Source organism: Pantoea sp. X-Soil-ISGK-275 (assembly GCF_059730795.1).
Map to the genome: position 1 here is coordinate 2,638,006 of NZ_AP035976.1, position 15,181 is coordinate 2,653,186.

Below are 15,181 nucleotides of genomic sequence, written 5' to 3' on the forward strand. Positions count from 1 at the left end.
TTAGTTCGCCTCCACTGGCGTGATCAGCAGGTTGCCAAAGTTATCCACATCCACTTTCATGTTGGGCGGCACGCAGGTGGTGCAGTCGTCCTGCGCCACAATCACCGGGCCGATCAGCTGATGTCCGGCGCGCAGCGTGGCGCGCAACACCACATCCACCTGATGCGCCGCGCCATCGATCCACGCGCTAACCTGCTGCGCCACCTCAACCGGTGCGTCGGCGGCGGCCAGCTGATTGAGCGTCGGTTTCGGCGTGGGCGAGGCGATCACTAAGCGCAGGTTGATGATTTGCACCGGCGCGTCGGCATCAAAGTGACCAAACAGCTGCTGATGCTGGCGATCAAACGCGTCATGCAACGCCGCGACATCGGCCTGCGCCAGCCAGTGCGGCTCCAGCGCCACTTCAATTTCAAATGACTGGCCGCGATAGCGCATGTCAGCGCTGTAGTGCAGCGTGAACGGCATATTTGCGCCATGCTGGCTGCTGAGCCAGTCACGCGCGCGCAGGCTCAGCGCCTCGGCTTCGGTCGCCAGACGATCCGCCAATGAAGCATCGAGATCGCTATACAGCGTGCGGATAAAGTCGTTACGGATATCTGCCACCAAACCGCCGAGCGCCGATAACACGCCTGGCGTCGGCGGCACAATTACCCCTTTCATGTTCAGCTCGCGCGCGAGGAAGCAGCCCATCATCGGACCTGCGCCGCCAAAGGCGAGGAACCAGAATTCACGCGGATCGAGGCCGAAGCGCGACAGCAAACCGCTGGTGTCGCCATACATGCTGGAGATCGCCAGCTCGATGGCGGTTTCGGCGGTCTCTTCAATGCTGATGCCGAGCTTATCCGCCAGCGGCTGCCACGCAGCGCGCGCGGCGGCGACATCCACCTGCACCGCGTTGTAGCCAAGGTCGCCGTGACCAATCATGCCGCAGGCGGCAAAAGCATCGGTGGCGGTCGGCTGCGTGCCGCCGCGCTGGAAGCACACCGGACCTGGCAGCGATCCGGCGCTGTCCGGCCCCATTTGCAGCACGCCTTGATTATCGATCCACGCCAGCGAACCGCCGCCCTGCCCAACGGACGTCACCGCCACCGACGGAATGTAGATCGGGAAATCACCGATGATTTCGCCGTTACCCTGCGCGACCTGGCCTTCAACGATCACCGCCACGTCGGCGCTGGTGCCGCCAATATCAAGGCTAAGGATTTTGTCGAAGCCGCAGGCGCTGGCGAGGAAGCTGGCACCGATCACGCCCGATGCGGTGCCGGACAGCACCATCTGCACGCATTCACTTTTCGCCTGCTCGACGCCCATCACGCCGCCGTTGGATTTGGTGATGCGTGGTGGCGGTTTAACGCCCATGGTTTTTAGCGCGCGCTCAAACGATTCGAGGTAGTTGATCACCATCGGCTGCACGTAGGCGTTGATGGTGGCAGTAATGGTGCGTTCGTATTCACGAATGATCGGCCAGATATCGGCGGAACAGGAAGTGAGCAAGTCGGGCGCGTGTTGATTAATGATGGCTTTCACCGCCGCTTCGTTGTGGCGGTTGCGATAGCTGTGCAGCAGCGATACCACAATCCCCTGACAACCGGCGGCGCGCGCGGCGTTGATCGCCTCCAGCACGCTTTGCCGATCGACCTCGGTCAATACGTTGCCGTGGCGATCGGTGCGCTCTTTAATGGCAAACACCCGATCGCGCGAAATCAGCGGTGCCGGGCGGCGCGAAAACAAGTCATGAATGTGCGGGATCTTCAGGCGCGCCAGCTCCAGCACATCGCAAAAACCGTCGGTGGCGAACAACGCCAGCTTTACGCCGCGCCGCTGGATCACCGCATTAATGCCAACGGTGGTGCCGTGCGTGAAGTACTCAATCTGTTTTGGATCAAGGCCATCGCGCTGCTGCAGCTGGGTTAACCCGGTGAGAATTTCGCTGCCGGGCTGATCCGGTCGCGACAGCACTTTTAGCGTGTGAATTTGATTGGTGTGTTCATCCAGCACGGCGAAATCGGTAAACGACCCGCCAATATCGACGCCAACGCGGTAACCCATGTGAAAACTCCAGTGTCAGGAGGGAGGAAATTCCATCAGTTTTTGCGGATCCTGCACCACGCGCCAGCCAAGGCGCTGATACAACGGATGCGCATCATTGGTCGAGAGCATCCAGCGGTGCACTGTGGCCAGCTCCGGATGCGCCCGCACGCACGTTGCCAGCCAGCTGCCTAATCCGTGACCGCGCCAGTTTTCATCAATCATCACGTCACACAGCCAGCCGAAACGGGTGTAATCGGTTACCAATCTTGCAAAGCCAATCTGCTGATCCTGGTGATACAGCCCGAACGGCAATGAACCAGCAAAGGCGCGCTCGGTTTTGGCACGCGGCTGGTCTTTCGCCCAGTACGATTTTTCCGTCAGCTGTTGGTGGATGTAATCAAAATCCAGCCGTGCGCGCTCGGTGGAGAGCGTGAAGGCATCGCGCTGCCAGATGTGCTCGGGAATGGTGAGTGTGCTCATAACAACTCCTTGTAACGGTTGAAAACAGTGTAAAAGCGACGCGCTGAGTTTACCGGCTGAAGCGCGGGTGTTTATCCGCAAGATACGGTGAATTTAACGATGAGAAGAAATTTTATGCTGTGGCGGTCGGTCATCGACGCATCACCAATTTAAGGTGCCTATAAAAGCCGGAGTTTAAATCCATTGCAGACGGGTCTTAATTCGGCCTGTTGAGCACTGTACTAACCTGCTCGCCGCCACGCGATCGCATAAGTCCGTCGGCTTACAACACTTTTAAAAACTTGATGGAAAATTCTTATGATCGATTTATTCAAACATGATGAAACTCATTATTACCAACGAGCCAGCGGCGACCTGGTCATGGGCAACACTAAACCTCTGCAAGAATTCGGTACCATCGAACTGGTTATTGGTGAAGAACGCTTTTTCATCCCGGTTGATGAGAATGGCTTCTGGCGCTGGAAAAGTGACACAACGTATGAAGACGGCAATTACAGCTTTTCCATACGCCAGTTTGATGAGGCTGGCAACCTCTCGCACCCGACGCAGGGCGTGATCATTGTCGATACCCTTCCGCCGGAAGCCCCAATTTTAATCAAACTGTACGATGACTTCGGTGCAGACAAGCGCGGCTTTGAGCCCGGCGAAACCACCGACGACAAGCGCCCGGAGCTGACCGGCGTAGCGCAGAAAGGCACCACGGTTTTCCTGATCAATGACCAGGGTAAAAAATCGGCAGCGCAATCGCGGATAAAACCACCGGCGTATGGAAGATGGAACCCTCTCAGGATCTTGACGAAGGCAGCAATGAGCTGCGCCTTGTCGCCCAGGAAGTCTTTGGCGGCGTGACCCGCGAAGGTTCCCCTTCTGCGCCTTTCAGCATTATTGTGCACAATGACAGCCCCCTGCCGCCGGATACCATCACCATTACCCATGCTATCGATGACGTCGGTAGCGCCACCGGCCCCCTGAATAACGGCGCGCTAACCGATGACACCGTTCCGGAACTGCGTGGTACCGCATCGGCGGGTAGCAGCGTTATCGTCTACTATCGCCTTGTTGGCAGCAACACCTGGCTGGGCAGCGCCACCGCCAGTCTGAACGGCGAAAGCTGGAGCTGGACGCCAGACAGCGCACTGACCACTGGTCAGTACGAGTTCCAGGCCAGCATCGGCAACACCGCCAGCGCGCTGTTCACCCTCGACATCGCCAATGCCACTGACATCCAGAGGAAAACCCGCATTGAATCGGTAGAGGATAATGTGGGTAGCTGGCAGGGTCCGCTCAGTCACCGCGCCATCACCGATGACGCCACGCCGACCTTCAGCGGTCGCGGCGAAGCCAACGGCAAAGTGGTGATTCGATACGGCCAGCCGGGCCAGTCAATCAGCTCCGTGGTTGTCGATGTCGACAGCAGCGGCCACTGGACGTGGACGCCGGCTTCCGGTTTGCCGACCGGCAGCTGGAACTTTGAGGTGCAGCCGCAGGGCAGCGCGAACTGGTCAGACACCTTCTCGCTGAGCATTACCGGTAGCGGCGGCTTTGACCCGATTATCACCCACGCTTACGATAACGTCGGCACGCCGGTTAACCTGGCTAACGGCGACACCACCGATGACACCACGCCAACCCTGCATGGCCGCGCGGAAGCCAACAGCACCTTAACCCTGCGCTACCGCAGCGGAACCGGCAGTTACGCTTCTGTCCAGGTTGATGCCGACAGCGCAGGCAACTGGAGCTGGACACCACCCGCGCTGGCCAACGGCAGCTGGAACTTTGAAGTGCAGAAAGCCGGTCAGAGCGGCTGGAATGCGTTATCACTCATCATCGATACCACTTCTGACCGCACTCCGCTTATAGAATATGCCAGCGATAACGTCGGCAGCCTGCGCGACGATCTCTTCAGTGGCGACACCACCGACGACACCACGCCAACCCTGCACGGCACCGCTGCGGCCAACAGTGAGTTCAGCCTGCGCTATCGTCTGGGCAAAGGAAGCTGGACCACCATTAAGCTGACCGCCGACAACAAGGGGAATTGGAGCTGGACGCCATCGGCGCTGGAGAACGGCCAGTGGACCTTCGGGGTTCAGAAAGCCGGTCAGAGCGGCTGGAACAACATGGTTTTGCACATCGATACCACCTCCGACCGCAGCCCGCAAATTGCCTACGCTGAGGATAACGTTGGCAGCCAGCAATTTGATCTGCACAGCGGCGACACCACCGATGACGCCACCCCGACCCTGCACGGTACTGCCGCCGCCAACAGTGAGTTCAGCCTGCGCTATCGTCTGGGCAATCAAAGCTGGACCACCATCAAGCTGACCGCCGACAGCAAGGGGGACTGGAGCTGGACGCCATCGGCGCTGGCGAATGGCCAGTGGACTTTTGAGGTTCAGAAAGCCGGCCAGAGCGGCTGGAACAACATGGTTTTAAACATCGATACCACCTCCGACCGCAGCCCGGAAATTGCCTATGCCGGAGATAATGTGGGTAGCAAGCAGGATGATCTGCACAGTGGTGATACCACCGATGACACCACCCCGACCCTGCACGGTACCGCCGCCGCCAACAGCCTGGTTTATCTGCAGGCGAAAAAGGGGACGGATACACAGATTTTCAGCCTGAAAGCGGATTCGAGCGGCAACTGGGAGTGGACGCCCTCCACTGAGCTTGCATTGGGCAACTGGTCGTTCAAGGTCAGTAAATCGAAGGATTCCGGGTTCGGTGATGCCTTTGATTTGAATATTAAGAACTCGGGCGCGTTTTCTTATATTATTGATTTTGATAATCCACCAGCCGGTGTCCCAACAACTTTTGAGGATGGAAAGTTTTATGACTTTGGAAATGGTGTTTCCTTGGTTTCGAATAAAGGTGCAGCAAGTGGTTATGGTAATCCCAAGTTTGTTTCTACAAAACTAATTGGAGAACCTTCATTTGGTTCGCAATCAGTTGAAATTTCTCAAAAACAACAGATTTATGTTTATTTTAGCAAGCAAGATGCTTATGCGCATCTCGCGACGAACTTTAGCCTTGATATTTATAACACCGACATAAAAAATTTCAAGATAATTATAGCCCTATCATCCCCTAATTACCAGGACCCTCAAGTGACATATGAATATGAGTTGAAACCAGGAGTTAATAATATTAGCCTCGGAGATCTTGTTAATTCATCAAATGTTGCCCCTTCAATGATTTACAATATAGGCATAGCTAACACGGACTTAAACAATTCTTATAACTCTCCCATCATAATCGATAACTTTAGCTGGGAATCAAGAGCCAGCAGCATCGGTAATTTTACATTAGCTGCTGAAGAGAACGACCTGCATTCTTTCTCTGGCATTGAGGAATTTGCGCAATCTGAAGCATTTGGAAGCGAAGCCAGAATCGACACATTAGAAATTACCGGTAAAGATCAGCTGTTGGATCTCAACGCATTGCGCAGCAAAATCGACTCCATTGAGATCTTCGATATCACCGGAGCCGGCAACAACATCCTGAAGCTGGATCTCAACGCCCTGCTCCAGCACGGCGAAAAAGAGCTGTTTATTGAAGACGGTAAAACGCAGCTGATGGTGAAAGGTAACGAAGGTGACGTGGTGCAGCTGAAAGATATTCTGCCTGCAGGCAGCGATTTAAGCGAATGGCAGCATCAGGAAGGCACGGTGACCGTGGCGGGCGTGGAATATCAGGTTTATCGTCACGACGATGCGGAACTGCTGGTGCAGCAAGGGGTGAAAACAGAGCTGGTTTAACGGGCATGAGTTAATCGATAAAGACGATTAAATAAAAGCCATCGCTGATAGCGCGATGGCTTTTTTATTGCAAAAAAGAGTTTTGTCACGGCACGATTATTCGCGTGGAATGAATGGTGACTTATTAATAACGTGGCATCGCACAATTATTGTGCTGCTACGGAAGGTGCGGTTCGTTACGCTAATGTGCTGCTTTAGTCCAGGTCGCCATAAATGGCGACCCTACAAAACCTCGCAACCGTAGGGTCGCCATTTATGGCGACCTTCATTACAGACACATAATTAACTCAACCAAACTCCACCGAATTCTGTTTTGAAATTAACGAACGCAACGGCACGCTACTTTTCATAATCGGTGATTTAATCACGATATAGCTGAAATATTTATCGATGCCAATCTGCGCATCCAGCATCTTTTCAATCACTTCCTGATAATGTTCAATGCTGCGGGTAATAAAGCGCAGCAAATAGTCGTAGCCGCCGGTAATTAAATGGCATTCCATTAATTCATCCACCTCACGCACCGCGTTTTCGAATTTCATAAAATCTTCGCGGCGATGGCCAGAGAGCGTGACTTCGGTAAATACCGTCACGGAATCGGTGATTTTGGTCAGATTAATGTGGGCTTCATAACCGTTGATAAATCCGGCTTGCTCCAGACGCTTGACGCGTTGCAGGCACGGACTGGGCGAAAGTCCAACGGCATCGGCGAGATTGACGTTGCTGATACGGCCATCTTTCTGGAGTTGCACCAGAATATTGATGTCGATGCGGTCGAGTTTCATTAAGCCGTTCATAGCACCCCTCATTGCCAACCGATTAGGTTTAACCTCCCGAAGATATAACACGCTTTAAGGTAAATGTGCTATCTCGTTAACTGGTTATACCAGCGGGAGGTTTTCAAATTACTGCAATAATTTCAATGAGGAAGCGCTTTTTAACCCAGTCGACCGCTGGCGCGCGCCAGCGCGATATCAAAGATATGCAGCGCTTCTTCCAGTTGCGAATCGGTGGTGACCAGCGGCGCGAGGAAGCGCACGGTGTTGCGATGAATGCCGCACTTAATCAGCAGCAAACCTTCCTGGCAGGCGCAGTCGAGAATTTTCTGCGTCATCGCCGCATCCGGCTTTTTGGTCTCGAAATCTACGACCTCAACCGCCTGCATAAAGCCAATGCCGCGCACATCACCGATGCAGGCATACTTCTCCGCCAGCTGCTGCAGACGCGCGTTAAGCTGCTGGCCGAGCTGGTTGGATCGCGCCAGCAGATTGTCGTTCTCCAGTAAATCCAGCACCGCCAGCGCCGCCGCACAGGCCAGCGCGTTGCCGCCGTAAGTGCCGCCTAAACCACCCGGCTGTGGCGCATCCATGATCGCCGCTTTACCCACCACGCCTGAGATCGGCAAACCGCCGCCGATACTTTTCGCCACCGTCACCAAGTCCGGCGTAATGCCGAGATGCTGGAAAGCGAACATCTTGCCGGTGCGTCCAAAGCCGGTTTGCACTTCATCAAGAATCAGCACAATGCCGTGCTTCTCGGTGATGCGGCGCAGCGCCTGCATAAAGTTAGCGCCAGCCTGCAGGAAGCCGCCATCGCCCTGCACCGGTTCGATGATGATCGCCGCCACGCGTTCTGGCGCAATCTGCACCGCGAATAGCTGATCCAGCGCCTTGAGGCAGTCGTCATCGCTCACGCCGTGGAAGGCATTCGGGAACGGCAGACGATAGATATCGGAGGGGAACGGGCCGAAGTTCTGTTTGTAAGGCGCGGACATGCCGGTCAGCGTGGTGCCGAGCAATGTGCGGCCATGAAACGCACCGTCGAAGGCGATGATGCCGCTGCGTTTGGTGTGGGCACGCGCAATTTTCACGGCATTTTCTACCGCTTCCGCGCCGCTGGTGAAGAACACGCTTTTAAAATCTTCACCGCCACCAACCAGCGCATTGAGGCGCTTCGCCAGCTCGATGTAGCCCGGATACGCCACCACCTGGAAACAGGCGTGCGACACCAAACCGAGTTGTTTAGTGACCGCGTTGACCACCGCCGGATGATTATGACCAACGTTGAGCACGCCGATGCCGCCGACGAAATCGAGATAGCGATTGCCTTCAACATCCCACACTTCGCTGCCTTTCGCCCGCTCGATCACCAACTGATGCGCCGTGATGACGCCACGTGGCACATGCTGCTCACGCGCGTCCAGTAACAGGCTGTTATCGGAATATGTTTGCTGCTCCGCCATGACATTCTGCATTTTTAAAACCCCTTTCCACGTAACGTTCGGATGGCTCAAGTATCGCAACCTGTTGGTTTCTCACGCTGCCGTAATCCAGCGGGCAGCGGCATTTCCTGTCAAAATCCACCGCCAATCAGCAGGGAAATTCTGCACCCAGCGCATGCCGTGCCAGTGCCGTCAGCGTCTGGATGCCGTGCGGAATCAGCTGATCGTTAAAGTCGTAGGCCGAGTGATGTAGCGGCTGGCTCGGCGCAGAGCCAATCCACAGATACGCGCCGGGTCGCGCCTGCAACATAAAGGCGAAATCTTCGGAGGTGAGCGCTGGCTGTTTGGCCTGCTGTGCGTGAATTCCGGCCTGATCCAGCGCGTCTATCGCCAGCTGCGCCATTGCCGCGTTATTCACCGTGGCCGGGTAATAACGCAGATAGTTCACCTCCGCCTGCAAGCCGTGTGCGGCGGTGACGTGCAGCGCCATTTCCCGCAGGCGATTTTCGATGATGTCCTGCGCCGCAGGGCTGAAGGTGCGCACCGTGCCGGTGATGCTGGCTTCTGCCGGGATCATGTTGTGCGAGAAGCCGCCCTGCATGCGCGTCACGCTGAGCAAACCTGGCTCGCAGGGATCGAGCGCGCGCGCCACCAGCGTGTTGAGCTGCACCACCAGTTCGCTGGTGGCCAGCAACGTGTCTCGCGTCAGATGCGGCTGCGCGGCATGTCCGCCACCGCCTTTGACGGTGATATCGAAGCGATCCGCTGCCGCCATGATTGCGCCGGGCCGCGTTTGCACGTCGCCGAGCGGCAGTTCCGGCCAGTTGTGCAGCGCAAACACCGCGTCGCAGGGAAACTGCTGGAACAGGCCGTCATCGATCATCGCTTTCGCGCCCGCCAATCCCTCTTCGGCTGGCTGGAAGATAAACACCAGCGTGCCGTCGAAATCGCCCTGCTCGGCCAGTTCAATCGCCGCGCCCAGCAGCATTACAGTGTGACCATCATGGCCGCAGGCGTGGCACACATTATCGTGCACGCTTTTCCACGGCTGATTGCCGTTATCCTGCATCGGCAGCGCATCCATATCGGCGCGCAGGCCAATCATGCGCGTGCCGTTGCCGCGTTTTAGCACGCCGACCACACCGGTTTTACCCAGCCCGCGATGCACCTCAATGCCGTGCTCATTTAACAGCTGCGCCACAATGTCGCTGGTGCGCTGCTCCTGATAGCCCAGCTCGGGATGGGCGTGCAGATCCCGTCGCAGCGCGACTAATTGTTCCAGTTGCATCTCAGTATCCCCGGTTGCGATCGATCAGGCCGACCATCGGTTCGCCACGCTGGTAGCGGCGCAGATTGTCGAGCAGCGCGGCGATGGCGCTGTCGGTTTGTGTTGCGCTGGCGATGTGCGGCGTCAGCCAAATGGCCGGATGCTGCCAGAACGGATGTCCGGCGGGCAGCGGCTCGGGATCGGTGACATCAATCACCGCCGCGCTGAGTTTGCCGCTTGCCAGCGCAGCCAGTAAATCCGCTTCGTTGAGCTGCGGACCGCGTCCCACCTGCACCAGCGCTGCGCCGTCAGGTAGCTGCGTGAATAGCTGCTTATTGAGCAAGCCGCGCGTGCTGTCGGTGAGCGGCAGCAGGCACACCAGAATGTCGCTGCGGGCGAGGAAATCGCCCAGCTGATCCCTGCCGTGCCAGCAATGCACGTCGCTAATTTCACGCGGCGTGCGGCTCCAGCCGGCGCAATCAAAACCCAGCGACACCAGTTGTTTTAAGCAAGCCTGGCCGAGTTCGCCGAGGCCCATCACGCCCACACGGCGCTGGCTGGCGGTGCGAATTGGGTGAGTTTGCCACTGCTCGGCGCGCTGCTGATGAAAGTAGCGCGGCATATCGCGATGTAAGCCAAGTACCGCGAAAGTGACGTACTCGACCATGCCTTGCGTCAGCCCCGGTTCGATCATACGCACCACCGGCAAATCCGGCGGTAGCTGCGTGAGATCGAACTGATCCGCGCCCGCGCCGACCGATAACAGCGCTTTGAGATTGGGAAAGGTACGCATCAGGTTTTCCGGCGGCTGCCACGCCACCAGCAGTTCAACCTGCTCGGGATCGCCGATATCCGGCCAGATGTGCAGCTGAATATCCGGCGCATGGTGCGCCAGCCAGCGCTGCCAGTGCGCGCCACGCGTGGCTTCTGATTTGTAGACGATATGCATCAGGCCATCGCCTGGGTCATCAACCCGAACGCCTGCATCTCACCTTGTTGCGGTGACCACGGCGTTCCCCGAATCATGGTGGTCGGCGCATCAACCTGCGCCAGGCCCAGGGTTTCCAGCCAGCTCGCCAGCGGCAGCGCGCCATCGGTATCAATACGCACGAACTCGCCGCGCAGGCCTTGCATCAAGGCGGAAATCAGCGTTTGCGCGATATCGACATTCAGCGCGATCACCGGACCAATCGCCCAGCCGTGACCGAAGCGGCGCAGGCTGGCAAAACCGTGCACGCGCTGTTTGGCATCCTGCAGCAGCACGGTTTGGAAATCAGTAATCAGGCTGTGAATTAGTGCCGGACGCCACATGCCGTGCGCCTGATGATCGCGTTCGATCAGCAGATCGGCGTCTGCGGCTTGTGCGTTACGCAGCGTTAAACCGGCTGGAATAGTGACGGTTGGCACCGCCGCCAGTTCGCGCGTTTGATGCTGCTGAATGTGGCCGATGACCTCAAAGCCGAGCTTCTGATACAGCCCTTTGCCCATTTCAGTGGCGTGCAGGCGAATGTTGTAGTCGGGGAATTTTTCCAGCAGCGCCAGCATTAATTGCTTGCCGGTGCCGCGGCCTTGAAACTGTGGATTGACCACCACCAAACCAATGGTTGCGGCCTGCTCGCCCCAGCGCCAGCCAAAGGCACTGCCGACGAATTCGCCGTTTTCTTCAGCGACCACGCCTTCACCCAGCGCCAGCGCCTGCTGCCAGTCTTCCCGGCGGTGCGGCCATTTGAGCTGTTGGGTGATGGCGTAGCCGTGTTCGATGTCGTTTTGCGTCATTGCGCGTAGTGTGATCATGGTTGTTCCTTAGGTTCTGTATGGGGTTTCCCTCACCCTAGCCCTCTCCCAAAGGGAGAGGGAACTGTATTATGCAAATCTTTCAGGCCGCAGAGGTCGGTCCCCTCTCCCGCCTGCGGGAGAGGGTTAGGGTGAGGGAAAAATCGCATCTCACTCCGCCTTCAACACCTCTTCGTGCTCGTCCAGCCAACCTTGCCGCAACTCTGGCACGGCGCGTTTCAGGCGTTCGAAATAGAGTTCGCTGTTCGGCTTATCGTAATCGGCGCGGGCAATCTGCGTAACGATCTTGCCGGATTTCATCACCACGATATCGTCGCACACCGCGCGCACCGCGTGCATATCGTGGCTGATAAACAGCACTGACAATCCCAGCTCGCGACGCAGTTCGCTGATCAAATCCAGCACCGCCGCAGCCACCACGGTATCCAATGCAGATGTCACTTCATCGCACAGAATCAAATCTGGCTCGGCGGCCAGCGCGCGCGCCAGATTCACACGCTGCTTCTGTCCGCCAGACAGCGCCCACGGACGACGCCACAGCACGGTGCGCGGCAGCTTCACCAGATCCAGCAACTGATGCAGCCGCGCTTTGAGCGTCGCACCTTTTAATCCGTGGAACAGCACCAGCGGACGCGACAGAATCTGCTCAACGCTGTGCGCCGGATTCAGCGCGGTATCGGCCATCTGGAACACATACTGAATGCGGCGCAGCTCATTGTCCGGGCGCTTATGCATGTCGCCGTTAATGTAGTGGCCGTTAAACAGAATATGGCCGTGGCTCGGCGCGTTGAGTCCGGCAATGGCGTGCGCCAGCGTGGTTTTACCCGAACCGGACTCGCCAATAATGCCAATCGCCTGGCCTTTCCACAGCTTCAGATTGATGTCTTCGAGAATACGGATTTTCGGCTGGCCGTTGCTGTCGCGCGGACCGTAACCGGCGCTGAGATCGCGTACTTCCATCAGCGGCTGCATATCCGCATCGGCGCAGGTCCAGCTGCTTGGGCGCTCTTTTTGCCGCGCCGCATCCATCAGCAGTTTGGTGTAATCCGCCTGTGGTGCGCCAATCAGTCGTTCGGTGGTGCCGTATTCGGCCATCTGGCCGCGCAGCAGCACCAGAATGCGGTCGGCCATCTGCGCCACCACCGCTAAATCGTGGCTGACGTAGATCGCCGTCACGCCGCGCTGCGCCACCACGCGACGAAACGCTTTCAGCACTTCCACCTGCGTCGTCACGTCGAGTGCGGTGGTCGGTTCGTCGAGGATCACTACATCCGGATCGCCAATCAGCGCCATCGCCGTCATCAGGCGTTGCAGCTGACCGCCGGAAACCTGATGCGGAAAGCGGTCGCCGATGGTGTCGGGATTAGGCAGCGCCAGTTCGCGGAACAGCGCAATCGCCTTTTGTCTGGCGTCTTTGCGCTTCATGGTGCCGTGAATCACCACCGGCTCAATCACCTGATCGAGAATGCGCATGCCAGGGTTAAACGACGCCGCCGCACTCTGCGCGATGTACGCCACTTTGTTACCGCGAAACTCACGCAGCTGGCACGGCGACAGGCTGCGCACATCGGTGCCCGCCATGTGAATATTGCCGTCGGCGATGCGACAGCCGTGGCGCGCATAGCCCATCAGCGCCATCGCAATGGTGGTTTTGCCGGAGCCGGATTCACCAATCAGCGCCAGCACTTCGCCCTTCTGCACCGTGAAACGAATATCAGAAACCAGATCGATCTCTTCACCTTTGTCGGTCTGCGCCGTTACGCGCAGGTTCTCCACCGAGATCACCGGCATGGCGGTATGTGGCGTCACGTTCATGCTCCCTCCTTCGCCAGCGTCAACGGACGCATCTGCTGCAGGCTATCGATAAACAGATTCGCGCCAATGGTCAGGCTGGCGATAGCCACCGCCGGCATCAGCACCGCTGGCGAACCGTTGAACAAGCCTTGAATGTTTTCACGCACCAGCGTGCCCCAATCGGCATACGGCGGTTGCACGCCAAGGCCAAGGAAACTCAAGCCGCTCAACAGCAGCACGATATAGACAAAGCGCAGGCCGAAGTCGGTGAGCATTGGATGCACCATATTGGGCAGGATGTCGTGGATCGCCACATACCAGCGGCTTTCCCCGCGCAGACGCGAGGCACGCACGTAATCCATATTGCGCAAGCTGCTGGCCATGGCGAAGGCGATACGGAACGCGCCCGGCCAGTAAGTGAAGATGGCGGTGAGGATCAGCATCGGCAGCGATGAACCGAACACCGCGACAATCATCAGCGACAGCACTTTGCCCGGCAGCACCAGCAGCGCATCGTTAACACGCCCCAGCACCTCTTCCAGCCAGCGCCCGGCAACCGCCGCCAGCAGCGCCAGCAAGGTGCCAACGATGCTGGCGCACAGCGCGGCGGTGAGCGCCAGGCCAATGGAGAATTTCGCGCCGTAGAGAATGCGGCTGAGGATATCGCGCCCCAGATAATCGGTGCCGAGTAGGTTGGCAGACGTCATGCCACCGAGCATCGGCCCGCCGCCAATGTCTTCGACGTTATGCGGCGCCAGTTGGTTACCAAACAGCGCCATCAGCAGCCAAAACAGCGAGATCAGCAGTCCGATGCGGCCCGAAAGCGACAGCGACTGAAACAGACGTACAGGCAGCAGTAACGTATTCATCAGCTTCTCCATTTCGGGTTAAAGGCGATGGTGAGGATATCGGCCGCCAGCAGCAGCACCAGATAACAGGCGGCGAACAGCATGACGCACAGCTGCACCACCGGCAGATCGCGGTTGCTCACCGCATCCACCAGCGCACTCGCCAGACCGGGATAGCTAAAGATGGATTCGATGATGATCACGCCACCGAACAGATACGACAGGCTGAGCGAGATGGCGTTGGCAATCGGCCCGACCGCATTCGGCAGCGCGTGACGCAGCACCGCACGCAGCGGCGAAACGCCTTTCAGCAGCGCCATCTCCAGATACGGGCTGTCGAGCTGGTTGATGATGGCGGAGCGCGTCATGCGCGCCATCTGCGCCACCAGCACGCAGCACAGGGTTAACACCGGTAGCGCGTAGGCTTTGAGGTAGCTGATGACGTCCATGTCCGGGCTGCCGAACGACATCGCCGACACCCAATGCAGTTTTACTGCGAAGATCAGCACCGCCACCGTGGCTACCAAAAACTCCGGCACCGCAACGGTTGCCATGGTGCTGATCACCAGAAAACGATCCAGCGCCGAACCGCGATTCATTGCCGCCACAATGCCGATAATCAGCGCCAGCGGCACGCAGATCACCGTGGTGATACCGGCTAACTCCAGCGTGGCGGGAATGCGCTGCTCGACCAGCTGCAACACCGGCAGATGGCTGGCGAACGAGGTGCCAAAATCACCCTGCAACATGCCGGTAAGCCAGCTGAAGTAGCGCACCAGTAGCGGTTGATCGAGTCCCAGCTGCTGGCGCAACGCCGCCACCGTTTCCGGCGTGGCGTTTTGCCCGAGAATCATCTGCGCCGCGTCGCCGGGCAGCAGGCTGGTAATGAAGAACACCACCGCCGAGACGATAAGCAAGGTCAGGATGCCTGCGCCTGCGCGCCGGGCAATCAGGAACAACATGTATCGGTTCATCGGCGATCTCC

12 protein-coding genes are annotated in these 15,181 nt (G+C 57.7%); 2 read left to right on the top strand and 10 right to left on the bottom strand.

Annotation, left to right across the window (positions count from 1 at the left end; genetic code table 11):
• Both AC6I8A_RS12405 and AC6I8A_RS12410 read right to left on the bottom strand, forming a co-directional pair.
• On the bottom strand, positions 1 to 2,049 hold the full coding sequence (locus AC6I8A_RS12405) for a hydantoinase/oxoprolinase family protein (RefSeq protein ID WP_256696787.1): 2,049 nt from the start codon (positions 2,047 to 2,049) through the stop codon (positions 1 to 3).
• Between the two features lie 15 nt (positions 2,050 to 2,064).
• A complete protein-coding gene (locus AC6I8A_RS12410; RefSeq protein WP_265302469.1) occupies positions 2,065 to 2,511 on the bottom strand; it encodes a GNAT family N-acetyltransferase in 447 nt (148 codons plus the stop codon).
• Between the two features lie 297 nt (positions 2,512 to 2,808).
• On the opposite strand from AC6I8A_RS12410, the gene AC6I8A_RS12415 reads away from it, so the two are divergent.
• A complete protein-coding gene (locus tag AC6I8A_RS12415; protein WP_497818575.1) occupies positions 2,809 to 3,360 on the top strand; it encodes an Ig-like domain-containing protein in 552 nt (183 codons plus the stop codon).
• Positions 3,285 to 6,272, top strand: coding sequence for an Ig-like domain-containing protein (locus AC6I8A_RS12420; RefSeq protein WP_497818576.1), 2,988 nt, complete (start codon positions 3,285 to 3,287; stop codon positions 6,270 to 6,272). Before AC6I8A_RS12415 ends, AC6I8A_RS12420 begins: the two co-directional genes overlap by 76 nt.
• Before the next feature lie 287 nt (positions 6,273 to 6,559).
• Here the strand turns inward: AC6I8A_RS12420 and AC6I8A_RS12425 are convergent, their stop codons facing one another.
• The 8 genes from AC6I8A_RS12425 to AC6I8A_RS12460 all read right to left on the bottom strand — a co-directional run bounded on the left by AC6I8A_RS12425 (position 6,560) and on the right by AC6I8A_RS12460 (position 15,170).
• Entirely contained in the window at positions 6,560 to 7,069 is a 510-nt protein-coding gene (locus AC6I8A_RS12425; protein ID WP_008109584.1) for an Lrp/AsnC family transcriptional regulator, read from the bottom strand.
• 140 nt (positions 7,070 to 7,209) lie between these two features.
• Positions 7,210 to 8,526 (bottom strand): 4-aminobutyrate--2-oxoglutarate transaminase, encoded by a 1,317-nt coding sequence (gene gabT, locus AC6I8A_RS12430; protein ID WP_497818577.1) that lies wholly within the window; start codon positions 8,524 to 8,526, stop codon positions 7,210 to 7,212.
• 115 nt (positions 8,527 to 8,641) lie between these two features.
• The gene (locus tag AC6I8A_RS12435; RefSeq protein WP_265302502.1) at positions 8,642 to 9,775 is read right to left on the bottom strand and encodes a M20 aminoacylase family protein; all 1,134 of its coding nucleotides are present in this window, start codon (positions 9,773 to 9,775) and stop codon (positions 8,642 to 8,644) included.
• A gap of 7 nt (positions 9,776 to 9,782) precedes the next feature.
• Positions 9,783 to 10,709, bottom strand: a complete 927-nt coding sequence (locus AC6I8A_RS12440; protein WP_497818578.1) for a 2-hydroxyacid dehydrogenase — start codon at positions 10,707 to 10,709, stop codon at positions 9,783 to 9,785.
• Complete coding sequence (locus AC6I8A_RS12445) at positions 10,709 to 11,554, bottom strand: GNAT family N-acetyltransferase (protein ID WP_479487212.1); 846 nt, start codon at positions 11,552 to 11,554, stop codon at positions 10,709 to 10,711. Before AC6I8A_RS12445 ends, AC6I8A_RS12440 begins: the two co-directional genes overlap by 1 nt.
• A gap of 150 nt (positions 11,555 to 11,704) precedes the next feature.
• Entirely contained in the window at positions 11,705 to 13,369 is a 1,665-nt protein-coding gene (locus AC6I8A_RS12450; protein WP_497818579.1) for an ABC transporter ATP-binding protein, read from the bottom strand.
• Positions 13,366 to 14,217, bottom strand: a complete 852-nt coding sequence (locus AC6I8A_RS12455; RefSeq protein ID WP_256696795.1) for an ABC transporter permease — start codon at positions 14,215 to 14,217, stop codon at positions 13,366 to 13,368. Before AC6I8A_RS12455 ends, AC6I8A_RS12450 begins: the two co-directional genes overlap by 4 nt.
• Positions 14,217 to 15,170 carry an ABC transporter permease gene (locus tag AC6I8A_RS12460; protein ID WP_256696797.1) on the bottom strand — a complete coding sequence of 318 codons (954 nt, stop codon included), beginning with the start codon at positions 15,168 to 15,170 and terminating at the stop codon, positions 14,217 to 14,219. The genes AC6I8A_RS12455 and AC6I8A_RS12460 overlap by 1 nt, the downstream gene beginning before the upstream one ends.
• Positions 15,171 to 15,181 lie beyond the last annotated feature (11 nt).

What these genes read in the sequence shown, in the direction of transcription:
- AC6I8A_RS12405 (WP_256696787.1), bottom strand. Translation starts at nt 2,049, where the DNA reads ATGGGTTACCGCGTTGGCGTCGATATTGGCGGGTCGTTTACCGATTTC.
- AC6I8A_RS12410 (WP_265302469.1), bottom strand. Translation starts at nt 2,511, where the DNA reads ATGAGCACACTCACCATTCCCGAGCACATCTGGCAGCGCGATGCCTTC.
- AC6I8A_RS12415 (WP_497818575.1), top strand. Translation starts at nt 2,809, where the DNA reads ATGATCGATTTATTCAAACATGATGAAACTCATTATTACCAACGAGCC.
- AC6I8A_RS12420 (WP_497818576.1), top strand. Translation starts at nt 3,285, where the DNA reads ATGGAACCCTCTCAGGATCTTGACGAAGGCAGCAATGAGCTGCGCCTT.
- AC6I8A_RS12425 (WP_008109584.1), bottom strand. Translation starts at nt 7,069, where the DNA reads ATGAACGGCTTAATGAAACTCGACCGCATCGACATCAATATTCTGGTG.
- gabT (WP_497818577.1), bottom strand. Translation starts at nt 8,526, where the DNA reads ATGCAGAATGTCATGGCGGAGCAGCAAACATATTCCGATAACAGCCTG.
- AC6I8A_RS12440 (WP_497818578.1), bottom strand. Translation starts at nt 10,709, where the DNA reads ATGCATATCGTCTACAAATCAGAAGCCACGCGTGGCGCGCACTGGCAG.
- AC6I8A_RS12445 (WP_479487212.1), bottom strand. Translation starts at nt 11,554, where the DNA reads ATGATCACACTACGCGCAATGACGCAAAACGACATCGAACACGGCTAC.
- AC6I8A_RS12450 (WP_497818579.1), bottom strand. Translation starts at nt 13,369, where the DNA reads ATGAACGTGACGCCACATACCGCCATGCCGGTGATCTCGGTGGAGAAC.
- AC6I8A_RS12455 (WP_256696795.1), bottom strand. Translation starts at nt 14,217, where the DNA reads ATGAATACGTTACTGCTGCCTGTACGTCTGTTTCAGTCGCTGTCGCTT.
- AC6I8A_RS12460 (WP_256696797.1), bottom strand. Translation starts at nt 15,170, where the DNA reads ATGAACCGATACATGTTGTTCCTGATTGCCCGGCGCGCAGGCGCAGGC.